Raw genomic sequence first — 24225 nt, 5'->3', positions numbered from 1 at the left:
GTCTGTAGTGAGCGGACTTGTCCCGCGCAGGGTTGCGAAGCGACCCCAATACAGTACAGTCTCCGCGTTCTTTCAGATGAAACGCGGTTGCAGGTTTTAGGGCTGCTTCGCACCCAAGCGCGGGGCAAGCCCGCTCACTACAAGTTGTTACGCCGTTACAATAGCGGCGCAACCACCGGTTCTTGACGCGGCCATGCATCCAGAACGGCCTTGAACAGCGTCGCCAGGGGGATCGCAAAGAAGACGCCCCAGAAACCCCACAGCCCACCAAACAACAACACTGCGCAGATGATCGCTACCGGGTGCAGGTTGACAGCCTCCGAGAACAGCAGTGGCACCAGCACGTTGCCGTCCAAGGTTTGGATAATCCCATACACCGCCATCAAGTAGATGAATTGGTCGCTCCAGCCCCACTGGAACAAGGCAATCAATGTAACCGGCACTGTCACCACCACCGCGCCTACGTAAGGCACCACCACTGAAATCCCGACCAGCAATGCCAGCAAGGCCGCGTAGTTCAGGTCCAGGGCAATAAAGGCAATGTAGGTCACGCCCCCGCAGATAATGATTTCGATCACCTTGCCGCGTATGTAGTTGGCAATCTGCCGGTTCATTTCTTCGGCAACACGGGTAATCAGCGCTCGCTCGCGCGGCAGGTAGCCACTTACCCAACGGCCGATCATGGCGCGGTCCTTGAGGAAGAAGAACACCAGGATCGGCACCAGCACCAGGTAGATCATGATGTTGACCAGCAGCGGCAAGCTGGACAGGGAAAAGGTCAGCGCCCATTGGCCGAACTTTCCGATCTCGCCGCGGGCCACTTCTATAGCCTGCAACACCTGCTCGTCCGACACCAGGTGCGGGTAGCGTTCCGGTAACAGCAGCAACAACGACTGCCATTTGGCAAGCATGCCCGGCAGTTCATTGAACAGGGTGATGAGTTGATGCCATAGCAACGGCAGCACGACCACGATAAACAGCACCAACACGCCCATGAACAAGGCGAACACCAGCCCCACCGCCACCCCGCCCGGCAGGCGCAACCGTTCCAGCGCGGTGACCAGGCCTTGCATCAGGTAGGCCAGCACCATCCCCGCCAACACCGGTGCCAACATGCCACCCAAGGTGAGCACAGCCGTAAACGCCAGAAACAATAGGACCGCCAGCACCACGGCCTCCTCATCGGAGAAGTAGCGCTGGATCCAGTCTCGTAACACTTTGAACATCAATCAACCTCGGTGGTGGGGGCAAACAGTTCAGGCCTTGCGCAACCAGTAACGGTAAACACCGGCGGCGTCTTCTTCGTGCAACAGGGTGTGGCCGGCCAGCTTGGCAAACGTACGAAAATCACGCTGGGAGCCTGCGTCCGTGGCGATCACCTTAAGTACGGCGCCACTGGCCAGACGATTGAGTTCCAGCTTGGCCTTGAGCAAGGGCAACGGGCAATTGAGGCCGCTGGCATCAAGTTCGGCATCAAAAGCTACAGCGTCGGTCATGGTTTTACTCCGGGCACGCGTTTGGGCTGCTTAGAATATCTGGTCCGAAGCTCAGTGTCCGGCTACAGTAAGCTCTTTGTCGAAAGGCTCTGTGCATGACTTTTTTGCGCCCTACCCTGCTGACGCTGGCTTGCCTGCTGGCCTCCCCAGGCTTCGCTGACGACCTGCCGTCACTTGGCGACGCCAGTTCTGCCATTGTCTCGCCACAACAGGAATACCAGCTGGGCCGCGCCTGGCTGGCCTATCTGCGAGGCCAGGTCTCGCAACTCAACGATCCGCAGCTCAAGGATTACGTCGAAACCAGCGTTTACAAACTGGTGGAGACCAGCCAGGTCAACGACCGTCGGCTGGAGTTCATCCTGATCAACAGCCCGCAACTGAACGCCTTTGCCGCACCCGGCGGTATTGTGGGGGTCAACGGCGGCCTGTTCCTCAACGCTCAGACCGAAGGGGAATACGCTTCGGTGCTGGCGCATGAGTTGGCGCACTTGTCCCAACGCCACTTCGCCCGTGGCGTGGAAGCGCAACAGCGCATGCAGCTTCCGATGATGGCCGCGTTGCTTGGCGGCATCATTGCCGCAGCCGCTGGTGCGGGTGACGCCGGTATTGCTGCGATTGCCGGCACCCAGGCTGCTGCAATCCAGGAGCAGCGCCGGTTCTCGCGGCAAAACGAACAAGAGGCGGACCGTATCGGCATCCTCAACCTGGAAAAAGCCGGTTACGACCCGCGCTCCATGCCAACCATGTTCGAGCGTTTGATGCGCCAGTACCGCTTCGATGCCAAGCCTCCGGAATTCCTGCTGACACACCCGGTCACCGAATCGCGAATCGCCGACACCCGCAACCGTGCCGAGCAGTCCAAGCCTGGCGGCAAGGAAGACAGCTTGCGCTATCAACTGATCCGCGCACGGGTGCAATTGCAATACGAAGACACCTCAGGACTCGCCGCCAAACGCTTCCAGGCACAACTGGACGAGAACCCGAAGAATGATGTGGCGCGCTACGGATTGGCCATTGCCCAGATCAAAGGTTCTCAGTTCAAGCAAGCGCGGGAAAACCTGACGATGTTATTGGCCAAGGCACCGAATGACATTACCTATAACCTGGCATTGATCCAGCTTGAGATCGACAACAATCATCTGCCTGATGCCCAGCAACGTACTGATCGAATGCTGACCCAGTACCCCGGCAACTATCCGCTGAATCAGATCCGGGTCGACCTGCTGCTCAAACAGAACCGCACTGCTGATGCGGAAAAGGCCTTGGATAGTTTGCTCAAGTCTCGTCCGGATGACCCGGACGTTTGGTATCAGGTCGCCGAGACCCGCGGCTTGTCCGGTAACATCATTGGCCTGCACCAGGCCCGCGCCGAATACTTCGCATTGGTAGGTGACTTCCAGCAGGCCATCCAACAGTTGGATTTTGCAAAGCGTCGCGCTGGCAGCAATTTCCCGCTGTCGTCGCGTATCGACGCGCGTCAGCGTGAACTGATCGAACAGGAGCGCCTGGTCAAAGGGATGATGAGCTAGATCCAGCGGCCACAAAAAAGCCCCGCCCTCGTTAAACGAAGGCGGGGCTTTTTCTTTTACCGGGTTACTCGGCCAACTTGAAGGTTATGAAGCTGGCACGCCCCTGACGCAGCACTCGCATCGATACCGAGCGGTTCTTCGGCAGCGCCTTGGCGATGTCAGTGAACTGCTTGGTGTTGTCGATTGCCTGATTGTTCAGGTGGGTGATCACGTCACCTGGCTGCAGGCCAATCAGGGACGCAGGGCCATCCTGCACTTCCTTGATCACGACGCCGCTCTTGAGGTCGTATGTCTTCTTCTGCTCAGCGGTCAGTTCGGCGACAGCAATGCCCAGACGATTGCTGCTGCGTTCGGCACCCGGCTTAGCGTTGCCCAAGGCATCCAGTGTTGCCCCTTCTTCAGGGATTGCACCAACAGTCAGCTCAACGTTCTGGCGCTTGCCCTCGCGGATCACTTCAAGCTTGGCCTTGCTGCCTGCCTTGAGCGCGCCTACCAGATGCGGCAGGTCGGCCGACATGACGATTGGCTGGCCGTTCATGCTGAGGATCACGTCGCCGACTTGCAGGCCACCTTTGGCAGCCGGACCATCGTCCTGGATCTGCGCGACCAGTGCACCGGCCGGCTTGTCGAGGCCGAAGGATTCAGCCAGGTCTTTGTTCACTTCCTGAATCACCACGCCCAACCAGCCACGGCTGACCTTGCCACCGCTTTTCAGTTGGTTGGAAACGTCCATGGCTACATCGATCGGAATGGCGAACGACACCCCCATGAAGCCACCGGAACGGGTGTAGATCTGCGAGTTGATCCCCACTACTTCACCGGCCAGGTTGAACAGCGGGCCACCGGAGTTGCCCGGGTTGATCGGCACGTCGGTCTGGATGAACGGCACGTAGTTTTCGTTCGGCAGGCTGCGGCCAATGGCGCTGACAATGCCTTGAGTCACGGTATGGTCAAAGCCAAACGGCGAACCGATAGCGACTACCCACTGCCCGGCTTTCAGGTCCTGGGATTTACCCAGTTTCAGCACTGGCAAGTCTTTGCCTTCAATCTTCAGCAAGGCCACATCGGATCTTGGATCGGTGCCTACCAGCTTGGCTTTCAGCTCACTACGATCAGCCAGGCGCACGAGAATCTCGTCGGCATCGGCAATCACGTGGTTGTTAGTGAGGATGTAGCCATCCGGCGAGATGATAAAGCCCGAGCCCAGGGACTGAGCCTCACGCTGGCCGCCACCGCCACCACGGGGCGCGCGCTGTTGCGGCATGCCGCGCTCGAAGAACTCGCGCAGCATCGGCGGCAGGCCTTCCAGGTCCGGCATCTGCTGATTGGAGACTTTGCGATCAGGCAGTTTTTGCGTGGTACTGATGTTCACCACGGCAGGCGATGCCTGCTCAACCAATTGGGTGAAGTCAGGCAACTCGACCGCTTGCGCAGGTAAGGCCTGACCCAGCACCAATACCGTGGCGACTATGGATAGGTAAGATTTCAAACGTGGTATCGACATACAGCTCCCGTTACGACGAGCAGGGTTGAGCGACAGGGTTCAAGAAACGCCGAAAACTGCGACCGACATCTTTGTTCCGCGAACAAGACAAGGCCAGAGCCGACAAGCCCTGACCTATAAAAAACATGAGGGATTTTTGCAAGTGAAAATGCTGATCCAGACATTTCATGCTCTCGGCAGCCAACCTGGCATGCAAATACAGTGAAACGTCAGGATGAACATAGGATTAACGACTCACGGCTGAGCGACTGGCTTTTTTTCACCGCGTACCGACAACGCGATACGTTCTGCGGTGCCGATTGGAATCTCACCCACCACTGTCACCATCATTTCGCCGTCCACCGTATTCAGGCGGCGCGACACTGCAACGGTGGGGCCCAGTTGAGTGCGGGTTTCCGTGACGCTCACATCGCTGATTGGCTCGAGGAACACCGAGAAACGCGCCAGCCCGTCCTCATACATCAGGCTGTCGACGGTCGCTTTCGTCTGGGTGTCTTTGCGAGCACCGCTATTGGTCAGCTGAAACCCCGGCGGCAACCATTCCAGATGCCAGATCTCGGTAGACTGCACCTCTGGGGCTTTATCTTTGGCGACCGTGATAGGTGTGCATTCACTGCTAGGCTGCAGATCGCGGTCTTCAGGGACGACCGAAGTATTCAACCGCGTGAACTGGAAACGCTCGAGCAACTGCCCCTGATCATTCAGTAACAGTGATTTGAGTGGCAGCGCGGTTTCACGGTCCAAGTGCAGCTCAAAACCGTAGCGGTATTGGTCACGGGGAGTGATTGACACGATCACCGCATTGCGACCGGCCACGCGGGACTTGCCAATAACGGCGAGTTCGTAGAATTGATTGAGTTTTTGCGGATCAAGTGCACGTGATGGTGCATCACGCGAATTGCCAAGGCCTGCGACAAGAGTGCCGCTGACACATTGCGTTCGACCATCCAACCGCACGACTTCCTGGGCAGAACCATCAAGCTGCAAGAGCCGCTCACGGACCTGACCATTCTGGACGCGATGCCAGATGTCATGAGTAGAAAAACTGCCGTTACGTTCGTAGACAAACGTACCTTGAAAGCTCTGCTGCTGTTCTGCACGCCCAAGTCGAGTCAACCAGTCTTCGGCTTCATCGGCATGGGCGGGGAGTGCAAAACAACCACTGAGCAAAAGCGTAAGGAGCGGTATGGCTCGCATAGAGCTCCTTACGGATTAGCGGTTTTCCAGGCTTGCTGCGCGAGCGTATGGCAGAGCGCTTTCAGTGCCTTTCAAAGCGGATTCCTGTGCGTGTTGGCGCAGGTAACCAGGAAGACGCTGATCTTGCCAGCCGGATTGCCCTTGCAACACACCGTTGGCCATAGGGCCGGTTGAGTCAGAGCTTTCCTTGTAGCCAGCCAGCACCGCTGGGCCTTTGACTTGCGGACCGGCCATGACCGGTTGCTGAGTCTGCTGGGCCAGTTCGGCACCGGCGATTTCGTCCTGATTATACAGGCGAACACCGGCCAACACTGCGACAGTCACCGAGGCAGCCACTGCGAGGCGACCCAGGCTACGCCATGGACCACGAGCAGCCTTTGCCGGAACGGCTTCATCAGCAAGCGCAGCAGAAACCGCCGCAGCAATATCCAGACGAGGGATTAGAAGATCCTTGTGCATTACCGCCCGAGCGACTTGGTAACGAGACCAGGTATCACGGGTTTCGGCATCATCAAATGCATTGAGCACTCGACGAAGTTCCAGTTCATCCGCTTCGTTATCCATCACTGCGGACAGCGATTCCTGCAGGGCATCACGACTCATGGCGGTTCCTCTCTTGGCTGTAGCCGCTGTCTTTAGTTCTCTTGCAACAGCGGTTGCAAGGCTTTATCGATGGCTTCCCGGGCCCGGAAAATCCGTGACCTTACAGTCCCCACCGGACACTGCATGACGCTCGCAATGTCTTCGTAACTCAGACCATCGAATTCACGTAAAGTTAACGCCGTACGCAAATCTTCTGGCAGTTGCTGAATTGTGCGATGAACGGTGCCTTCGATCTCGTCGCGCAGCAACGCACGCTCCGGCGACTCGAGATCTTTGAGGCCGTGATCACCGTCGTAAAATTCTGCATCTTCTGAACTTACATCGCTATCCGGTGGGCGGCGTCCGCGAGACACCAGATAGTTCTTCGCCGTGTTAATGGCGATTCGGTATAGCCACGTGTAAAACGCACTATCACCGCGAAAATTACCAAGTGCACGGTAAGCCTTGATAAAGGCCTCCTGTGCAACGTCCTGCGCTTCATGGGTGTCGTGCACAAACCGCACGATCAACCCGAGAATTTTGTGCTGGTATTTCAGCACTAGCAGATCAAAAGCCCGCTTGTCACCGCGTTGAACGCGCTCGACCAGCTGCTGATCCTCTTCCTGGGTTAGCATGAACACTCCTCGTTGTACTTGAAGGAGGCTTGCATAACTAAACGATCAGGCTTGCAAACATAGACTCGGACTTTTCGCAAAAGTTCTCCCCCTCAAAGCAAGTTTCCGGCATGCACTGATTTGGCACACACGAAAAACGCAGCACGGGCAACGCCGGCTGCGCGAATAATCTTGTCGCCGGTTTTATGACGCGTCCAATGCTCCCGACGGGCCAATAAACTCAACGTTTCCCAGCTTCCGGGCAACCTGCTATTGAGTCGAGGCTTATGCAAAAAGTTCCCGTCTCAATAACCAGCCGATTTTACCGAAGCCGTGCACCGTAATCTCATATTGCCACGAATGCCCGACTATTGTGCCGCTCCACCCCTCTATATACTAGTAGTCCGTGTGACCCTTTGATTCGCCGATCCAGGCGTCCTGTTTGCGCCACCCCGGATCGCTTTTTGCGGAATCCTTTAAATGAGCCAACAGTTTCAACACGATGTCTTGGTGATCGGTAGCGGCGCGGCCGGCTTGAGCCTTGCGCTGACCCTCCCCAGCCACCTGCGTATTGCGGTACTGAGCAAAGGCGACCTGGCAAACGGCTCGACGTTCTGGGCCCAGGGCGGTGTTGCCGCCGTGTTGGACGACACCGACACCGTGCAATCCCACGTCGAAGACACCCTCAATGCCGGCGGCGGCCTGTGCAATGAAGAGGCGGTGCGCTTCACCGTCGAGCACAGCCGTGAGGCGATCCAATGGCTGATTGACCAAGGCGTGCCGTTCACCCGTGACGAACACGCTGGCAGCGACGACGGCGGCTTTGAATTCCACTTGACCCGCGAAGGCGGCCACAGCCATCGCCGAATCATCCACGCTGCCGACGCCACCGGCGCAGCCATTTTCAGGACGCTGCTCGACCAGGCACGCCAGCGCCCCAATATCGAGCTGCTTGAGCAACGCGTCGCCGTCGATCTGATCACAGAGAAACGCTTGGGCCTGGACGGCGAACGCTGCCTCGGCGCCTACGTGCTCAACCGTGGCAGTGGTGAAGTCGACACTTACGGCGCGCGCTTCACCATCCTGGCCTCAGGCGGCGCAGCCAAGGTCTACCTCTATACCAGTAACCCGGACGGCGCGTGCGGCGACGGTATTGCCATGGCCTGGCGCTCGGGCTGCCGGGTGGCCAACCTGGAATTCAACCAGTTCCACCCCACCTGCCTGTATCACCCACAGGCCAAGAGCTTCCTGATTACCGAAGCCCTGCGCGGGGAAGGCGCACACTTGAAACTGCCTAACGGCGAACGCTTCATGCAGCGCTTCGACCCACGCGCCGAGCTGGCCCCGCGCGATATCGTCGCCCGTGCCATCGACCATGAAATGAAGCGCCTGGGCATCGACTGCGTCTACCTGGATATCAGCCACAAGCCCGAAGCCTTCATCAAGACCCACTTCCCCACGGTTTATGAGCGCTGCCTGGCGTTCAACATCGACATCACCAAGGGCCCGATCCCTGTGGTGCCGGCCGCCCACTACACCTGCGGCGGCGTGATGGTCGACAAGCACGGCCGCACTGACGTACCCGGCCTGTATGCGATTGGCGAAACCAGCTTCACCGGCCTGCATGGCGCCAACCGCATGGCCAGCAATTCGTTGCTCGAATGTTTTGTCTATGCGCGCTCTGCGGCGGCGGACATCCTCGAACAGCTGCCACGCATCCCGGTGCCTGCCGCCCTGCCCCGCTGGGACGCCAGCCAGGTCACCGACTCGGACGAAGACGTAATCATCGCGCACAACTGGGACGAACTGCGCCGCTTCATGTGGGACTACGTGGGAATCGTGCGCACCAACAAACGCCTGCAACGCGCGCAGCACCGGGTGCGCTTGCTGCTGGATGAAATTGACGAGTTCTACAGCAACTACAAAGTCAGCCGCGACCTAATCGAGCTGCGCAACCTGGCCCAGGTAGCAGAGTTGATGATCCGCTCGGCCATGGAGCGCAAAGAAAGCCGCGGCCTGCATTACACCCTGGACTACCCGCAGATGCTGCCCGAAGCCCGGGACACTATTCTGGTGCCAACCACCTACGGCGGCTGAACTTCAAGCGCACCCGCAGGCGCCGATGCACATCGGCGACCTGCGCATCCGCCGGCACACAGATAGAACGCACCCACCACGTCCCAGGCACCCGATAGCGCAGCACCACGATCAGCGGCAGCGCCAAGCTGTCGGGACGCAACTGCACGCTATGCCAACCGCGCTCAGCACTGAGCAACTGCCAGCCATCGGCGTCGCGGCGCAGGCCACGAATCGACGAGCGGTGTGTGAGCAGGATATGACGCGGTAAAACCCAGGCGGCATGCGCCAGGCACAGCAACATGCCCAGGCTTGAACAAGACAGATCAAGAAACAAAAGCGCACCCAACGCGAACAGCTGGGCGAGGAGATACGCCGCCAGCATCAGCCGTGAGGCCTGCCAGCGGCATTCAAACGTATTACTTGGGCTGAACACGGTCCAGAATCATCCGGACCATACGCTGCAGTTCCGGGTCTTCCGATTCGGCACGCTCCATGAACCAGCCGAACATGTCCTGGTCTTCGCATTCCAGCAGCCTGACGTAGAGGTCGCGATCCACCTTATTGAGCGTCGCATACACTTCCTTGGTGAAAGGCACCAGCAACACGTCCAACTCCAGCATGCCACGACGGCTGTGCCAGTAGAGACGATTGATTTCTACATCTTCGACCATGGAGCGCTCCTCAAATAGAGCGCAAGTATACAGGCCCGACGGCACCGGAACAGTCGGCTTTGGTCGCCCCATACGGAAACTATCCATTTGCCGGGCGCCCCTCTATGATGCACCTATGACTTTTTGACCTGCGATGACCCATGGCCGACTTTGCTTTCTTCTGCCCCTTGTCCCACGAAGGCGTTCTCGCCGTCCGCGGCGCCGACGCTGCCAAATTCCTTCAGGGCCAACTGACCTGCAACCTCAATTACCTGAGCGAGACCCAGGCCAGCCTCGGCGCGCGCTGCACACAAAAAGGGCGTATGCAGTCGAGCTTTCGCATCCTGCTGCAAGGTGACGGCGTATTACTGGCAATGGCCACTGAGCTGCTGGAACCGCAACTGGCAGACCTGAAAAAGTACGCCGTGTTCTCCAAATCCAAGCTCACCGACGAAACTGCCGCCTGGGTGCGTTTCGGCCTCGTGAACGCGAATCAGGCGCTGGCCAGCCTTGGCCTGGAACTGCCGGCCGAGACCGATAGCGTCGCCCGCAGCGATGCATTGATTGCCATCCGCGTGTCCCCTGAGCGCGCCGAACTCTGGGTACCCACCGAACAAGCCGAGGCCGTGCACGAGCAACTAGTCAAGCAATTAAAAGAAACAGATTTGAATGATTGGCTTCTGGGTCAAATCCGCGCAGGCATTGGCCAGGTCATGCCGCAGACGCGCGAACTGTTCATCCCGCAGATGCTCAACCTGCAAGCCGTGGGCGCCGTCAGCTTCAAGAAGGGCTGCTACACCGGCCAGGAAATCGTCGCGCGCATGCAGTACCTGGGAAAACTCAAACGCCGGCTGTACCGCTTGAGCCTCAAGACCGTTGAAATGCCCGAGCCAGGCACCCCGCTGTTCTCTCCCAGCCATAACAGCTCGATCGGCGAAGTGGTCATTGCAGCAAAAGCTGACCAAAGCGTTGAACTTCTGGCCGTATTGCAAGCCGAAGCTGCCGATAGTGGCGATGTGCATTTAGGCACGCTAGAAGGTCCCGCCTTACAGCTGCTTGACCTGCCTTACACACTCGACCGTGATCGAGAGATCCAGCGTTAGTCGCCATACCTTTTTGCAACACCCTAGAGAGCATGAATGAACGAGCTGGCGGAAAAAGTCCAACAGGCTTTAGTGACGGCCATCGACAACGATGACCTGGTTCTGCCGACATTGCCGGAAGTGGCCCTGAATATTCGTCAGGCCGCTGAAGACCCGGAAATCAGCATCAGCCACTTGAGCAAAGTGATCGCTCGCGATACCGCGCTGTCGGCTCGCCTGATAAAAGTGGTCAACAGCCCGTTGTTGCGTGCGACCCAGGAAGTCACCGACCTGCACACCGCCATCACCCGGCTGGGCACCAACTACAGCAGCAACCTCGCAATCGGCCTGGTGATGGAGCAGATTTTTCACGCCCGCTCCGATGTGGTTGATCAGAAAATGCGTGATGTGTGGCGTCGCAGCCTCGAAGTGGCGGGCGTCAGCTATGCCTTATGCCGCCGTCACAGCCAGCTCAAGCCCGATCAGGCGGCCCTCGGCGGCCTGGTGCACCAGATCGGCGTGCTGCCGATCCTGACGTACGCAGAAGACCACTATGAGCTGCTGTCGGACTCGGTCAGCCTCAACCATGTAATCGAGAGCATCCACCCGTTACTGGGCGACAAACTGCTAAGCGGCTGGGACTTTCCGGAAATGCTGGCGAAACTGCCCGGCCAGTACCTGGACCTGGAACGCGATTCGGCCAACCTCGACTACATCGATGTGGTGCAAGTCGCCGTACTGTATTGCCATCGCGGCACCGATCACCCCCTGGCAAGCGTATCGGCCTCTACCCTGCCGGCGACCAAGAAACTGCGCATCGACCCCTACAGCGAATCCTTGCGCGCCGAGCTGGATGAAGCCCGCTCGATGTTCTACTGATCAGCCCGCGATAAAACTCACCCGCACCTTCAACCCGGCCTGCTCGCCATCATGCAGGCTGATCTGCGCCAGATGCGCCCGGCAGATTTCACCGACAATCGCCAACCCAAGGCCTGACCCCATGCCTTGTTGGCTGCGGCGGTAGAAACGTTCGAACACCCGGTCCCGCTCATCCTGCGGAATACCGGGGCCGTCATCCTCCACTTCCAGCACCGCTGGTGCCGTTACGCGCAGGATCACGTTGCCACCCGGCGGCGTGTGAGCCAAGGCATTGTCCACTAGATTGCTCAGCAGCTCATTCAACAGCGTTGGCTCACCGCGCAGCCACACCGGCTCGTCGGCTTCCAACGCCAGCGCCACGCCGCGTGCGTGGGCCAACGGCGCCATGGCCATGCCCAGCTCCCGAGCCAATTGGCTGAGGTCAAGCAGCTGCGCGCCGCCTTCGGCAATCGCCCGGGCACCGTTTTCGATGCGTGCCAGAGACAACAGTTGATTGGCCAGATGAGTCAGACGGTCAGTGCCCTGGGCTGCGGTTTCCAGAGTACTGCGCCAGGTGGCGGGATCTTCGGCGCGCAAGCCCAGTTCCAAGCGGGCCTTCAGCGCTGCCAGCGGCGTGCGCAACTCATGGGCCGCATCGGCAATAAACTGCGCCTGGCGCTCGAACTGGCCACGCAGGCGCTCGGTGAAGTGGTTGAGGGAGCGCACTAACGGGCCGAACTCGTGCTGCACCTCCACCAACGGCAAAGGCCGCAAGTCGTCGGGCTGGCGCTCCTCCACCGCCGTGCGCAAACGCTCCAATGGGCGCAACGCCGCACTCACGGCAAACCACACCAGCAACAACGCGCCGATGCCGAGCATGCCCAGGCGCAGCAAGGTGTCGGCCATCAGGCTGCGAGCCATGCTTACGCGCGCTTCATCGGTTTCGGCGACGCGGATTTCCGCCATGCCATTCATGTTGGGTTCAGAGACAGCCTTTAGCAGGCTCACCACACGCACTTCCTGGCCCTGATACACGGCGTCATAGAAACGTGCCAGTGCCGGATAGTCATCGGTGCGCGGCGTGCCCGGCGGCGGGCCGGGAAGGTTTTCGTAGCCGGAGATCAACTGCTGGTGGATGTCATTGACCTGGTAATAAATCCGCCCGGCACTGTCGTAGGCAAAAGTGTCCAGGGCGACGTAGGGCACATTGGCGCTCAAGGTGCCATCCACTTGGGTCAAGCCAGCGGCGATAGTGCGCGCCGACGCCAGCAGTGTGCGGTCGTAGGCGGTATCAGCGGCCTCGCGGCCATTCCAGTAGGCGCTCATGCCGCTGGCGAACATCAACAACACCAGCAGCAGCGCCAGGTTCCACAGCAGGCGCCAGCGCAGGCTGCTGGGCTTATGCATCGCGAGCTTCCAGCAAGTACCCAAGGCCACGAAAGGTCACGATAGCGATGGGCTGGCCGTCGAGTTTCTTGCGCAGGCGGTGCACGTAGATTTCGATGGCATCCGGGCTAGCCTCCTCATCTAGGCCGAACACCTGGGAGGCTAACTGCTCCTTGCTCATCACCCGACCCGGGCGAGCGATCAGCGCTTCGAGCACTGCTTGCTCACGGGACGTGAGCGTCATCAGCTCGCCACCCGCGGTGAAACGCCGGGTGTCGAGGTCGTAGACCAGCACACCGCAGGCCTGCTGACGCTCGCCACCCAACACGCTGCGCCGCAGCAACGCCTTGACCCGCGCCTCCAGCTCCGTCAATTCGAAAGGTTTGGCGAGGTAGTCGTCAGCCCCCAGGTTCAGGCCGTGTACGCGGTCCTTCACATCACTGCGTGCCGTCAACATCAGCACCGGCAGGTTTTTTCCACGGGCGCGCAAACGCGCGAGCACCTCGAAACCATCCATGCGTGGCAGCCCCACATCGAGTATCGCCGCCGCGTATTCCTCGCTGCTCAGGGCCAGGTCCGCCGCCACGCCGTCGTGCAGCACGTCAACGGTCAAACCCGTGCTCTTGAGCGCTTGCGCAACACTTTCGGCGAGTTGCAGATGGTCTTCAACCAGCAAGACACGCATGGATTTCTACCTCATTCAGGCGTGGTCGGCACCACGCATTGCCGGGCAGTTTACAGGCGCCGCCTGCCCTGTGAAGCCCGAAGACATTGAAAGGTGACTGAAAGGTTAGTGAAAGCTTCGCGCTTTAGCATTCGGCTACGGCAGGTTACGCCTGCCAAGCTATTTGAGTGATAGCAGCCGAAAAACGCCTCGAAGCGTTTTCGTCCCAATAAGAACAATAATGGAGACAGGCATGACCCCTTCCCTTCGTAAATTCGCGCTCGCCGCCGGCTGCATGCTGTTTGCCGGCCAACTGTTAGCCGCTGATGAACCCAAGCGCCCGGAATGTATCGCCCCAGCATCGCCTGGCGGCGGCTTTGACCTTACTTGCAAACTGGCGCAAAGCGCGCTGGTCAACCAGAAGCTGCTGAGCAAGCCGATGCGCGTCACCTACATGCCTGGCGGCGTGGGTGCCGTGGCCTATAACGCGGTGGTCGCCCAACGCCCTGCGGACGGCGGCACCCTGGTTGCGTGGTCCAGCGGTTCGCTGTTGAACCTGGCCCAAGGCAAGTTCGGTCGCTTCGATGAAAGCGCCGTGCGTTGGTTGGCAGCGGTCGGCACCAGCTACGGCGCCATCGCGGTGAAAGCCGATTCGCCCTACAAGAACCTCGACGATCTCGTCAAAGCCTTGAAGAAAGATCCAGGCAGCGTAGTGATCGGTTCCGGCGGTACCGTGGGCAGCCAGGACTGGATGCAAACCGCGCTGATCGCCAAAGCCGCCGGAATCAACCCGCGCGAACTGCGGTATGTGGCCTTGGAAGGCGGCGGTGAAATCGCCACCGCCCTGCTCGGCGGCCACATCCAAGTGGGCAGTACCGACATCTCCGACTCCATGCCGCACATCTTGAGCGGCGACATGCGCCTGCTGGCGGTGTTCTCCGAACAGCGCCTGGATGAGCCGGAAATGAAGAATATTCCGACCGCCAAAGAGCAAGGCTACGACATCGTCTGGCCGGTGGTTCGCGGTTTCTACCTGGGGCCAAAAGTCAGCGATGCCGACTACGCCTGGTGGAAAGACGCCTTCGACAAGCTGCTGGCCTCCGACGAGTTCGCCAAGCTGCGTGACCAGCGCGAGCTGTTCCCGTTTGCCATGACCGGCCCGGAACTGGACACCTACGTGAAGAAACAGGTGGCTGACTACAAAGTGCTGGCCAAAGAGTTTGGCCTGATCCAGTAATCGCCCCGCCACACAATGCCACTGTAACTGTAGGAGCGAGCTCGCTCGCGAAGAACTCAAAGACACCCCGTGCATCCAGACAGCACGCGTTATCGTTGACGTTCTTCGCGAGCAAGCTCGCTCCTGCAAAAGGTGGCTCTGGAGTTTCCTATGCTCTTACAACGCATTTTCGCCGCCGTGTTGCTGCTGGTCTGCGCTGGCCTCGCGCTGATGGCCTGGCCGTATCAAGCAGCATTTTCCTACGAGCCAGTCGGGCCTCGCGCCTTCCCGCTGCTGATGCTCGGGCTGATGAGCCTGGCGCTGGTCTATATGCTGATTCGCCCGCAGCCAACCAAACACACCGAAGAAGAACCGGCTCTGGACCGCGACACCTTGATCAAGATCGGCGTATGCGTCGCGCTGTTGATCGTGTTCGCCGGCACCTTCGAACCCCTGGGCTTCATCCTCAGCAGCATGCTGATCGGCATCCCGATGGCACGCCTGTACGGCGGCCGCTGGTTGCCCAGTGTGGTGATCGTCAGCCTGATGGCGATTGGTCTTTACCTGCTGTTCGATAAAGTCATGGATGTGCCGCTGCCCCTTGGCCTGCTCGCCGTTCTGGAGAACTGATATGGATACTTTCGGCTACTTGGGCCAGGGCTTCGGCGTTGCACTGTCCCCCTACAACCTGATAACCGCGCTGTGCGGCACCCTGATCGGCACTGTGGTCGGCCTGTTGCCAGGCCTGGGCCCCATCAATGGTGTGGCGCTGTTGATCCCCATCGCCTTCGCCCTCGGCCTGCCGCCGGAATCGGCGTTGATCCTGCTGGCCGCCGTGTACCTGGGCTGCGAGTACGGCGGCCGGATCAGCTCGATCCTGCTCAACATTCCGGGCGAAGCGTCCACCGTGATGACCACCCTCGACGGCTACCCGATGGCCCGCAAAGGCCTGGCGGGTGTAGCGCTGTCGTTGTCGGCCTGGAGCTCATTTATCGGTGCGTTTATCGCTACCTGCGGCATGGTGCTGTTTGCGCCGCTGCTGGCCAAATGGGCGATTGCCTTCGGCCCGGCGGAATACTTCGTACTGATGGTATTCGCGATTGTCTGTCTCGGCGGCATGGCGGGTGATAAACCCCTGAAGACGTTTGTGGCGGCACTAATCGGCCTGTTCCTCTCGGCGGTAGGCATCGACGCCAACAGCGGTGTGTACCGTTTTACCGGCGATAACATTCACCTCACCGACGGCATCCAGTTTGTGGTGTTGGTGCTGGGCCTGTTCTCCATCAGCGAGATCCTGTTGCTGCTGGAAAAAACCCATCGTGGCCAGGAAGCCGTGAAAGCCACCGGACGGATGATGTTCAACCTGAAGGAAGCGACTTCTGTCTTTGTAGTAAACATCCGTTGCGGCCTGCTGGGTTTCATCATGGGCGTTTTGCCGGGTGCCGGTGCAACCCTGGCCTCGGCGGTTGCCTACATGACCGAAAAACGCCTGGCCGGTGCCAGCGGTAAATTCGGCCAAGGCGACATGCGTGGCCTCGCCGCTCCGGAAACCGCGATCGGTGCGTCCGCCTGCGGTGCGCTGGTGCCGATGCTGACGCTTGGCGTACCCGGCTCGGGCACCACGGCGGTGATGATCGGCGCGTTGTCGCTGTACAACATCACCCCTGGCCCGCTGCTGTTTCAACAGCAACCGGATATCGTCTGGGGCCTGATCGCCTCGCTGTTTATCGCCAACATCATGCTGGTGATCCTCAACATCCCGATGATCCGCATCTTCACCCGTATCCTCGCCGTGCCGAACTGGGCGCTGGTGCCGGTGATCGCCATCATCACGGCGATTGGTGTCTACGCCGTTCACGCCACCACCTTCGACCTGTTCCTGATGGTCGGTATCGGCATCTTCGGTTACATCCTGCGCAAGCTCGACTTCCCGCTGTCGCCGGTACTGCTGGGCTTTATCCTTGGCGGTTTGATGGAGCAGAACCTGCGCCGTGCGCTGTCGATCTCCAACGGTGACCTGCAAATCCTCTGGTCGAGCCCGATCACCTTTGGTGTGTGGGTGCTGACTGCTCTGATGCTGGCCTTCCCGCTGGTGCGCATCTACCGCAAACGTGCCCTGCAGCGTCGTGCCGTGGCCGATGTCTGAAGTCACCTTTAGACAATGGTGGGGAACACCGCTGGTCGGCCTGGCCGGCGGTTACCTGGCCAGCCTGGTCGGCTGGCCTTTGCCGTACATGGTCGGCTCGTTGCTGGCGATCATCCTAGTGCGTTGCCTCACGCCTTGGCAGTTGGGCGAGATTCCCGGCGGGCGCAAATGCGGCCAATGGGTGGTGGGCATCGGCATTGGCCTGCACTTCACCCCGGTGGTGATCGAGCAGGTGATGAGCCACTTCGGGCTGATTTTTTTTGGCGCACTGGTCACCAGCCTGTCGAGCGTGGTCGGCGTGTGGCTGATGCGCCGTAGCGGTGAAGACCGCGCGACGGCGTTTTTCTCCAGCATGCCGGGCGGCTCCGGTGAGATGGTCAACCTCGGTGCACGTAACGGCGCGGTGCTCAGCCGGGTCGCGGCGGGGCAAAGTCTGCGGGTGCTGGTAGTCGTGCTGTGTGTGCCGGCGATCTTCAAATATCTGCTGGAAGGCGGTACGCCGCAGTTTCATCCGGCGCCGGTGAGTTGGCCTTGGTTGTTAGCCCTGTTTCCGATGGGTGCGCTGGTGGCCTGGGGATGGCAGCGTTTGCGTCAGCCAAACCCGTGGTTGTTCGGTCCCTTGCTGGTGAGCGCCACGGCCAGTGTTGTCTGGGACCTGCATATCGGCCTGCCTAATGGCGGTAGCCAGATTGGCCAATGGCTGATCGGCAGCGGCTTGGGCTGCCACTTCAATCGCCAGTTCTTCCGCCGGGCACCTTCGTTCATGGGGCGCACCTTGATTGGCACCGCCTTGACCATGGCGCTGGCGACATTGGCAGCCGTTGGCTTGAGTGCCCTGACTCACCTGGACCTGCGCTCGCTGACGCTTGGCATGATGCCCGGCGGCATTGCCGAGATGAGCCTCACCGCCGAAACCCTGCAATTGTCGGTGCCACTGGTCACGGCCATGCAGGTGATGCGATTGTTATTTGTACTGTTTCTGGCGGAGCCATTGTTCCGGTATTGGAATCGTCAACCCTGACAACCGTTACCGTTTGTCGGCACTGTCAATTCTCACAGCTGGTTGCCCCCCGAGTTCCGCGTTACACCTCTCGCAGCTACTCCCACTCAGTAAATGGGCCGTAGACATTGAGTTCCTCACTGACTGCAGAGGGTTCCACCATGGATAACGCAGAAGAATCTTCCACGCCACCCGGCCAACGCTTGATCAAGCTTGCACAGGGGCGAGCACTGCTTGCGCCGTACGCCACCAAGCAACAACAAAAAAAGAAACAGGCTGCACGGCGTACGTTCATTGATCCTCGTTACCTGGTGCCACGCCCCTCCGACGTATCTCTCAACTCGACGCAAGCCTTCAAAAAGGTTCGCCTCGAAGACTTGGTACTGTATATCCCCGCAAATACCCAGCCGGTGCAAGGCGTCGATGCAGGTATCAATCTCGTCGCGATAACGACTCACGAGGAGGGGCTACTGATCGCCTTGCTGCCATTTCTGGAAATGGCAGCGCTGCAGCTCGTGGAACTGTTCTTTGGCGACCTGACCAAGCCCGTCGCGTCCACCACCATCCACCAGCATGAAGTGGATAACGCAGAGTTGATTGTGCTGTTCGTACCCTCGGATACGATCACCGATGGCTTTGCAATCGCGTACATCAGGGTCACAAGCCTCGGCCAGGCCGTAGGAGAAACCAGAAAATTCACGCTGAAGGTCGATAAGGTGGTACCCGCCGGACAAAACCCGAACGGCCACAGTTTTGTAAATACGAATATGCTCAAGCCAATCATTCCCCAAGAATTTCTCGACTTTGGCGTTTCAGAAGACGACGCCCAAAACTGCATAGAGATTCGCGTCCCCTTCTACCCCGCCGATACCTCATTGTCACCACGCACCTACCGGGCGGAGCGTGATGTTGTTCGCCTGAAAATCGGCGACGCATTATTCGAACATAAGGTATCTGAGCCAGAAGCGGATGGTTTTGAGGACATTGTATTCAGGCTGTGCATTGAACAGTGGCGCCAGATCGGCAGCGGCTCTCACCTCGCCGAGTACAACGTGATTGATGAATGCGGAAACTATTCGGAAGGCTGGTCGCTCCCCGAATTCATCCAGGTGTTCCTGAACGATGGTTCAGAGCCATTGTTGCCCCACTGCTTCTTCGATGAGGCTCCGGAAGACATCCTCAACCTCGACGAGGTCGTTGGTGCCTTCGTGACGATCATCATTCCAATCGCGGGTAACGCCTACCTGTTGGGCGACGTGATCAAGGTGACCCTCACTGGCAGGACGGTGGATGGGCAAACGGTGAAGAAAACCTACAGTTCCGCCCCCCTGACATCCACCACGACGCGCCAGCTTAGAATTCCATGCCCGGTAAGCGACCTGGTCCCGTTGATCAGAGGGCAGGCTCGACTTCGCTATGAGCGCATTCGCTTTGGCGCGCCGAATAGAGGCTCACAGCTTACCCAGGTCAGAGTGATCGGCACCGCCCTTCCCGTCGGGCTCTACGCCCCGATATTTCGGGAGGCTGTCGGTGAAACACTGCCTGCTGATACCCCCATCGTTAACATTGACATCCGTAAATCTCACGGACAGGATTTCTTTGACCGCATCACGCTGAAGCTGCTGGGCCGCTACCCTAACGGCAAGTATTACTACCACGAAGAATCCAAAAATGCAGGCGCAGGCAATGTGGTGTTCTCGATTATCAATGGCCCCGAGGGTGATATTGCCAAATTGGCAGGGGGCAGCCTGACAGCCTCTTATACCAGTGAGAATAGCGAGGGAACACGGCCATCCCCGGAAACAACAGTTTATGTCGGTGCCTCTGCGGCCGCACTGCCCGAACCGAGGGTGTATGATGCGCCGCCGCCTGATTACGTGTTTGATACGAGCCAATCCCCCGGCGATGCCACCATTGAGGTCGACCCCAACAACGATATCAAAGTGGGGGATACGGTCACCCTGCATGCTGAAGGCAATGGAGGAAGCGCTCCGCCGCAACCCTTCTTTGTCTCAGACACTTGGGAAGACAGGCCGCTGCCTTTCACGCTCGAGCGCAAGTACATCCTGCTCAATCACTTCATGAATATTTTCTACGACCGGTCCCGCCCAGGCGTTGTAACGCGCTTTTCGAACAGCGTGCCCATGAAAATCCTCGCAGGGCGCCATCTACCTACGCCTTTCGTTTACAACAGCACGCCGGTGGACGACGAAAACGCGACCATCAACCCGGTCATTGCTGACAACACTCCCGAGGTGACGGTGCGCGTGCAGTTTGCACCGGTGTCTTCGAACGATCTCATTAAACTCGAACTGCTGGGCAAACCCGGTGCGACGCTGCCGTCCATAACGCCCCAATACGGCAACCCAACCACAGGTTTCGTCGATTTCAAGTTCTCCAACAGTGTGATCGGCGACTACGTTGGGAGCGTCCTGCGTCTTCAGTATCACGTCACCACCAACGGCGTCACCGATGACTCAAGGGTGCTGAATCTGCGCGTACTGGACTTCGATGAACTACCCGGCGGCAATCCACTGCCGCGGCCAAGACTCAATGGCCTGAAACCCGGCTCAATCGTGGACTTGAACACATTCAACACCGACTGCTGGGTGGACTTGGCGCGGTGGCTGTTGAGCAGAAAAGGCCAACGGATCTGGCTCAGGCTCCATAGTGTTGGTGCAATACCCTTGACACTGTTGGACGGCCATACGATCGACCAAACCCAAGCCGACAACGGGATAGTGAATGAAAAGGCAATACGCAGTTGGTTTACCCCACTCGCAAATGACAGCCAGGTTACGGCAAAGGCAGCCGTCACTTTCGATGGTAGTTCAAATGAACTGAACGCCACGTCCTTTCCGTTGAGCACTTACATCATAAGAGCGCTTCGGCTCCATGATTTGACAGACTTTGAATTATTGTCCTGGAACGGATGGGTCAATATCATCAACGGCACGGGCGTAATCAGAAATGTAAATAACAATAATTTCTGGTATGTAAAACTGAATAACGGCAGCCCTGTCGCTCCCGGCGTCATTAAAACTTTCTATATCGAGAGCGGTAAAGCCTACGACTTGAGCTTCAAGATGAAGGTGGACCTGAGCCCCTATCAACCCCAGGTTTTCATAGAGTTCGGCACTCAGTCACAGACGTTCGTCCATGTTAACCCAGGTGTGTGGACCTCACATTCGAGGACCTTTTCATTGCCTGCCGGAGTTCCCTCTCAGTTCTTGCCTATGCGCATCTACTTCAAGAGTACCTACTCAGGGGCAGAATTTTCACTGGATGATATTTTGGTTGTGGAGCGGCCATAGACTCATTCCTGAACACCGACGCAGGGTGGTGATATCGCCACCCCACGCCGCAATTCTCCAGGCATTAAAAAGGCCTCTTTACCGTCAGGTAGAGAGGCCTATTAATGTATTACTTGTTATCTACAACGTTTAAGAGCCTCATCAAACTCTTGCCCAGCCGGGCATTGGTTTGGGTATTTTATCCATCGATTGATACTGCCGTTCCACACACACCGATAATACCAACCGGGCGATATGCTTTTGAAATAACCTGCGCTAGTGCAGGCAGGATCAAGTCCGGGGTACTCACTTGAGACCGTCTCGGAAGGTCCACTGGAACAAGCGGCAAGCAGTACAGCCATGCCTGCTGCCAGTAAGACCTTGGGAACGGTACGCATAGTTTTTTTACTAATAAAATGAGGCATGGGAATCTCCTGATAAGGAATGCCCATCCAGTTAGCCCCCAAAAACACAAACCGCCTACTGTCAGATTTGACAGGTTAGCGGTTTGCCTGACGAACGGAAATCAGCCCCGACGACACTTAGAACGCGTAGCGAAGCCCCACATTCACTCCCATGGGTTGCTTGATATTCTTGCCCACGCTGCGTTCCACGTCTGCATGCAGGCTCAACGCCTGCGATACCGACATCGCCACACCCGCCCCCAGTTTCAATCGTGAACCCGACAGGTCGTTGTTGAACGAGTTATCGTTGACGAACACTTTGTTGCTCTGATCAAACTCATGGGCGACCGCGGCTTTCAAGTAAGGCTGCAGCACGCCGCCGTTGTCGAGCTGGATATTATTACCGGCAGTCACGCCCAGCTCACCAATGACCGAACTCGAACGATCACCTTTGGCTTGCAGGCCATTGTCCAGCGTATAGCTTTGGGCTTGAGTAATCACCGCCGCCAACTGGCCATAGGGTTCGACGAAGTAACCGTCATCCAGCGTAATATGGCGGCCGAACTCCGCCGAGGCGCCCATGGCGTTTTGCGTGTAGTTGCCTTTACTCTTCTTGCCGTCGCTCATGGCCACGTTGGACTCATTGTGCAAGCGGTTGAACTTGAGCACACCGTCGAAGTAGAAGCCGCTTTCGCTGTCCAGCCACGTTGCATAGCCGCCCACGTAGTAACTATTGATGGTGGCTTTGCTGCCCAGGTTCAGGTCCAGGTCCGATTGGCTGTGGCCGGCCATCGCGCCGATCAGCCACTGCCCGTCACCGGCTTCCAGCGGCGCATCGGCACCCAGGGTGAAACCGCGTTGGCTCTGGTTATAATCCAAGCCCGTCTTGTTGTTGGACACTTCATACTTATTGCCATAGGCGCGGGTCCACAAGCCGGCGGTCTGGCCGCCATTGAAACGCAGTTCGCCCATGCGCGTACGCAGGTTGGTCATTTCCCCCAACAACACACTCGGCGCCGCATTGAACAACGCCAACACCGAGTTGGTGCTCGGACTGATGACCTTGCTGTCCGGGTCCAGGTACCAATCGTGGTTCTGGTTATCCGCTGCCAGGTCGTAAGAATAGGTGCCGCGATCGACCCGACCGCCCACCAGGCTGAAATTCGCCACACCATCGGCGGTGTGCACCATGTGCAGGCGCTCGTTCAACGGGTCGGCACCCGTGGCGGCGAGCAGCAACTGATGGTTACCTGCTGAGGTGCCCGTCACGTTCAGGAAGTCGCCGGTCAGCGAGCCGAAATCTGCCTTCATGATGAACGTACCGCCGGTGCCGGACAGGTTGGCCACGTCCAACTTATAAAAGGCGGCCGAGTCGCCAAACTTCACGTTACCGCCATTCATCGACAACTCATTGAGTGCCTGTTGACCGTCCACCATTACCCAGGTGGCGTCGCTGTTGACCGACAGTTTGTCGACATTGTCCAGGCGCCCGGTCAGCACTGAACCGTTGTTCAGACCAACGTTGGCGATGCCGCCGCTGTTGATGATATCGCCGTTCATGAAGGCGAAATCCATGTTCAGATCCAGGGCGCTGTCTTTGCCGACTTGGATATTGCCGTTCAAGGAACTGTTGTAGACATTGACATCGGCCGCGCCGCCGTGGGCGAGCTCAAGCATGTTGCCGTTGCCGCCGACCAAGGTCGTGCCATTGTTGATGTTGATCTCGGTGCCACCGGGGTAGTCCACCAGGATGGCAGCCCCTGTTCCGCCCACCACTTCAGTCTGGTTGAGGTTAAGCACGGAGGGGTTATCCACCGTAGGCAGGCGATACGCCACAATGCCGTTGGTGCCGCCGTAAATTCGGCCGCCCTGGGTGGTCAACTGTCCGTCGTACGCTCGCAAACCAGCGTTTGCACCGCTGACCTGGGTGTTGTGCAAGGCCAAGGTGCTAGAGCCGCTAAGCACGATGCCATCTGTGGCGCCCGTCACCTCGCTATCGAACACTTCGACGGCAGAGCCGCGGTCCGAATTGGTGCCGACAATCATGCCTTCGGCACCGCCGCTGTAGATCGAAGCATCGCGCAGGGTGGCTTTACCGCCATAAAGCGCCACGCCCACTTCAGTACCGGCGGTGTTCTTGACCGTGCCACCGTTCATCGTAAAGGTCGAATCATAGGCTTTAACGCCCAGCATCCTGGCCCCATTCGAGGTCAGGGTGGCCTCGGTCACGTCGTAGCGGTCAACCAACGTGTCAGCGTCAATGACCACGTTCTGCCCAGGGTAGATGTTCAACGCATGGGCCTGTGTCGCCGCCAAGGCCACAGGCATGACGGCCAGTAATTTGATAGCACGTGATAAACGAGAAAGACAAAATGTTTTTTCAGTAGACATGTTTAGTACCTCTAGTCGGTGACTGAACAAGCCAAGCGATTTAAAGGACCATCGACTCTGGCTTTCAGAAGCGGCAAGGGTACGTATCAGGCAGGGAAGCCCATGTAGGGATAGTCCAGGGGCGGAGTAGGACT

General features: G+C 58.5%; 21 protein-coding genes. 9 read left to right on the top strand and 12 right to left on the bottom strand.

Annotated elements, in window-relative coordinates:
* Positions 1-155: 155 nt before the first annotated feature.
* On the bottom strand, positions 156-1226 hold the full coding sequence (locus tag AB4O35_RS13175) for an AI-2E family transporter (RefSeq protein WP_065882099.1): 1071 nt from the start codon (positions 1224-1226) through the stop codon (positions 156-158).
* A 30-nt stretch (positions 1227-1256) separates the two neighbouring features.
* On the bottom strand, positions 1257-1496 hold the full coding sequence (locus AB4O35_RS13170) for a sulfurtransferase TusA family protein (protein WP_010212198.1): 240 nt from the start codon (positions 1494-1496) through the stop codon (positions 1257-1259).
* A gap of 95 nt (positions 1497-1591) precedes the next feature.
* Here AB4O35_RS13170 and AB4O35_RS13165 point away from each other — a divergent pair, with 95 nt between their 5' ends.
* On the top strand, positions 1592-3025 hold the full coding sequence (locus AB4O35_RS13165; RefSeq protein ID WP_065874761.1) for a M48 family metalloprotease: 1434 nt from the start codon (positions 1592-1594) through the stop codon (positions 3023-3025).
* Between the two features lie 64 nt (positions 3026-3089).
* On the opposite strand, the gene AB4O35_RS13160 is transcribed toward AB4O35_RS13165, so the two are convergent.
* The 4 genes from AB4O35_RS13160 to rpoE all read right to left on the bottom strand — a co-directional run bounded on the left by AB4O35_RS13160 (position 3090) and on the right by rpoE (position 6943).
* The gene (locus tag AB4O35_RS13160; RefSeq protein ID WP_065874760.1) at positions 3090-4529 is read right to left on the bottom strand and encodes a DegQ family serine endoprotease; all 1440 of its coding nucleotides are present in this window, start codon (positions 4527-4529) and stop codon (positions 3090-3092) included.
* A gap of 234 nt (positions 4530-4763) precedes the next feature.
* Positions 4764-5726 carry a MucB/RseB C-terminal domain-containing protein gene (locus tag AB4O35_RS13155; RefSeq protein ID WP_065882097.1) on the bottom strand — a complete coding sequence of 321 codons (963 nt, stop codon included), beginning with the start codon at positions 5724-5726 and terminating at the stop codon, positions 4764-4766.
* Between the two features lie 15 nt (positions 5727-5741).
* Complete coding sequence (locus AB4O35_RS13150) at positions 5742-6329, bottom strand: sigma-E factor negative regulatory protein (RefSeq protein WP_065882095.1); 588 nt, start codon at positions 6327-6329, stop codon at positions 5742-5744.
* Between the two features lie 32 nt (positions 6330-6361).
* The gene (gene rpoE / locus AB4O35_RS13145; RefSeq protein WP_003172477.1) at positions 6362-6943 is read right to left on the bottom strand and encodes an RNA polymerase sigma factor RpoE; all 582 of its coding nucleotides are present in this window, start codon (positions 6941-6943) and stop codon (positions 6362-6364) included.
* A 459-nt stretch (positions 6944-7402) separates the two neighbouring features.
* On the opposite strand from rpoE, the gene nadB reads away from it, so the two are divergent.
* Complete coding sequence (gene nadB, locus AB4O35_RS13140) at positions 7403-9019, top strand: L-aspartate oxidase (RefSeq protein ID WP_065874757.1); 1617 nt, start codon at positions 7403-7405, stop codon at positions 9017-9019.
* On the opposite strand, the gene AB4O35_RS13135 is transcribed toward nadB, so the two are convergent.
* Together AB4O35_RS13135 and AB4O35_RS13130 are read right to left on the bottom strand one after the other, a co-directional pair.
* Positions 8988-9434, bottom strand: a complete 447-nt coding sequence (locus AB4O35_RS13135) for a hypothetical protein (protein ID WP_065874756.1) — start codon at positions 9432-9434, stop codon at positions 8988-8990. The two genes, nadB and AB4O35_RS13135, sit on opposite strands and share 32 nt — an antisense overlap.
* Positions 9418-9672, bottom strand: a complete 255-nt coding sequence (locus AB4O35_RS13130) for an FAD assembly factor SdhE (protein WP_049709510.1) — start codon at positions 9670-9672, stop codon at positions 9418-9420. The genes AB4O35_RS13135 and AB4O35_RS13130 overlap by 17 nt, the downstream gene beginning before the upstream one ends.
* Before the next feature lie 140 nt (positions 9673-9812).
* On the opposite strand from AB4O35_RS13130, the gene ygfZ reads away from it, so the two are divergent.
* The gene (ygfZ, locus tag AB4O35_RS13125; RefSeq protein WP_065874755.1) at positions 9813-10754 is read left to right on the top strand and encodes a CAF17-like 4Fe-4S cluster assembly/insertion protein YgfZ; all 942 of its coding nucleotides are present in this window, start codon (positions 9813-9815) and stop codon (positions 10752-10754) included.
* A gap of 36 nt (positions 10755-10790) precedes the next feature.
* The gene (locus AB4O35_RS13120; protein ID WP_065874754.1) at positions 10791-11612 is read left to right on the top strand and encodes an HDOD domain-containing protein; all 822 of its coding nucleotides are present in this window, start codon (positions 10791-10793) and stop codon (positions 11610-11612) included.
* Here the strand turns inward: AB4O35_RS13120 and AB4O35_RS13115 are convergent, their stop codons facing one another.
* Positions 11613-12998: a sensor histidine kinase gene (locus tag AB4O35_RS13115; protein WP_065874753.1), complete on the bottom strand. Its 1386-nt coding sequence runs from the start codon at positions 12996-12998 to the stop codon at positions 11613-11615. It abuts the gene before it with no gap.
* The gene (locus AB4O35_RS13110) at positions 12991-13662 is read right to left on the bottom strand and encodes a response regulator (protein WP_065874752.1); all 672 of its coding nucleotides are present in this window, start codon (positions 13660-13662) and stop codon (positions 12991-12993) included. Before AB4O35_RS13110 ends, AB4O35_RS13115 begins: the two co-directional genes overlap by 8 nt.
* A gap of 232 nt (positions 13663-13894) precedes the next feature.
* On the opposite strand from AB4O35_RS13110, the gene AB4O35_RS13105 reads away from it, so the two are divergent.
* The 5 genes from AB4O35_RS13105 (at position 13895) to AB4O35_RS13085 (ending at position 21317) form a co-directional block, all read left to right on the top strand.
* Positions 13895-14878 carry a Bug family tripartite tricarboxylate transporter substrate binding protein gene (locus AB4O35_RS13105; RefSeq protein ID WP_065874751.1) on the top strand — a complete coding sequence of 328 codons (984 nt, stop codon included), beginning with the start codon at positions 13895-13897 and terminating at the stop codon, positions 14876-14878.
* Positions 14879-15028: 150 nt separating this feature from the next.
* Positions 15029-15487: a tripartite tricarboxylate transporter TctB family protein gene (locus AB4O35_RS13100; RefSeq protein WP_065874750.1), complete on the top strand. Its 459-nt coding sequence runs from the start codon at positions 15029-15031 to the stop codon at positions 15485-15487.
* A 1-nt stretch (position 15488) separates the two neighbouring features.
* Positions 15489-17003 (top strand): tripartite tricarboxylate transporter permease, encoded by a 1515-nt coding sequence (locus AB4O35_RS13095; protein ID WP_065890310.1) that lies wholly within the window; start codon positions 15489-15491, stop codon positions 17001-17003.
* On the top strand, positions 16996-18024 hold the full coding sequence (locus tag AB4O35_RS13090; protein ID WP_065874989.1) for an AbrB family transcriptional regulator: 1029 nt from the start codon (positions 16996-16998) through the stop codon (positions 18022-18024). Before AB4O35_RS13095 ends, AB4O35_RS13090 begins: the two co-directional genes overlap by 8 nt.
* 140 nt (positions 18025-18164) lie before the next feature.
* Entirely contained in the window at positions 18165-21317 is a 3153-nt protein-coding gene (locus AB4O35_RS13085) for a carbohydrate binding domain-containing protein (RefSeq protein ID WP_065890309.1), read from the top strand.
* A 116-nt stretch (positions 21318-21433) separates the two neighbouring features.
* Here AB4O35_RS13085 and AB4O35_RS13080 read toward each other — a convergent pair whose 3' ends face one another.
* Both AB4O35_RS13080 and AB4O35_RS13075 read right to left on the bottom strand, forming a co-directional pair.
* A complete protein-coding gene (locus tag AB4O35_RS13080) occupies positions 21434-21658 on the bottom strand; it encodes a chitin-binding domain-containing protein (protein WP_367617457.1) in 225 nt (74 codons plus the stop codon).
* 180 nt (positions 21659-21838) lie between these two features.
* Positions 21839-24028 carry an autotransporter outer membrane beta-barrel domain-containing protein gene (locus tag AB4O35_RS13075; RefSeq protein ID WP_460149623.1) on the bottom strand — a complete coding sequence of 730 codons (2190 nt, stop codon included), beginning with the start codon at positions 24026-24028 and terminating at the stop codon, positions 21839-21841.
* Between the last annotated feature and the right edge of the window lie 197 nt (positions 24029-24225).

It is taken from the genome of Pseudomonas sp. H1_A03, from assembly GCF_054685145.1.
Note: the sequence above shows the minus strand (reverse complement) of the source record. Positions and strands in the feature narration are given on the sequence as shown.

Bases quoted from the DNA above. Each gene is read 5' to 3' on its own strand.
- AB4O35_RS13175 (WP_065882099.1), bottom strand. From the start codon at position 1,226: ATGTTCAAAGTGTTACGAGACTGGATCCAGCGCTACTTCTCCGATGAG.
- AB4O35_RS13170 (WP_010212198.1), bottom strand. From the start codon at position 1,496: ATGACCGACGCTGTAGCTTTTGATGCCGAACTTGATGCCAGCGGCCTC.
- AB4O35_RS13165 (WP_065874761.1), top strand. From the start codon at position 1,592: ATGACTTTTTTGCGCCCTACCCTGCTGACGCTGGCTTGCCTGCTGGCC.
- AB4O35_RS13160 (WP_065874760.1), bottom strand. From the start codon at position 4,529: ATGTCGATACCACGTTTGAAATCTTACCTATCCATAGTCGCCACGGTA.
- AB4O35_RS13155 (WP_065882097.1), bottom strand. From the start codon at position 5,726: ATGCGAGCCATACCGCTCCTTACGCTTTTGCTCAGTGGTTGTTTTGCA.
- AB4O35_RS13150 (WP_065882095.1), bottom strand. From the start codon at position 6,329: ATGAGTCGTGATGCCCTGCAGGAATCGCTGTCCGCAGTGATGGATAAC.
- rpoE (WP_003172477.1), bottom strand. From the start codon at position 6,943: ATGCTAACCCAGGAAGAGGATCAGCAGCTGGTCGAGCGCGTTCAACGC.
- nadB (WP_065874757.1), top strand. From the start codon at position 7,403: ATGAGCCAACAGTTTCAACACGATGTCTTGGTGATCGGTAGCGGCGCG.
- AB4O35_RS13130 (WP_049709510.1), bottom strand. From the start codon at position 9,672: ATGGTCGAAGATGTAGAAATCAATCGTCTCTACTGGCACAGCCGTCGT.
- ygfZ (WP_065874755.1), top strand. From the start codon at position 9,813: ATGGCCGACTTTGCTTTCTTCTGCCCCTTGTCCCACGAAGGCGTTCTC.
- AB4O35_RS13120 (WP_065874754.1), top strand. From the start codon at position 10,791: ATGAACGAGCTGGCGGAAAAAGTCCAACAGGCTTTAGTGACGGCCATC.
- AB4O35_RS13115 (WP_065874753.1), bottom strand. From the start codon at position 12,998: ATGCATAAGCCCAGCAGCCTGCGCTGGCGCCTGCTGTGGAACCTGGCG.
- AB4O35_RS13110 (WP_065874752.1), bottom strand. From the start codon at position 13,662: ATGCGTGTCTTGCTGGTTGAAGACCATCTGCAACTCGCCGAAAGTGTT.
- AB4O35_RS13105 (WP_065874751.1), top strand. From the start codon at position 13,895: ATGACCCCTTCCCTTCGTAAATTCGCGCTCGCCGCCGGCTGCATGCTG.
- AB4O35_RS13100 (WP_065874750.1), top strand. From the start codon at position 15,029: ATGCTCTTACAACGCATTTTCGCCGCCGTGTTGCTGCTGGTCTGCGCT.
- AB4O35_RS13095 (WP_065890310.1), top strand. From the start codon at position 15,489: ATGGATACTTTCGGCTACTTGGGCCAGGGCTTCGGCGTTGCACTGTCC.
- AB4O35_RS13090 (WP_065874989.1), top strand. From the start codon at position 16,996: ATGTCTGAAGTCACCTTTAGACAATGGTGGGGAACACCGCTGGTCGGC.
- AB4O35_RS13085 (WP_065890309.1), top strand. From the start codon at position 18,165: ATGGATAACGCAGAAGAATCTTCCACGCCACCCGGCCAACGCTTGATC.
- AB4O35_RS13080 (WP_367617457.1), bottom strand. From the start codon at position 21,658: ATGGCTGTACTGCTTGCCGCTTGTTCCAGTGGACCTTCCGAGACGGTC.
- AB4O35_RS13075 (WP_460149623.1), bottom strand. From the start codon at position 24,028: ATGCCTGTGGCCTTGGCGGCGACACAGGCCCATGCGTTGAACATCTAC.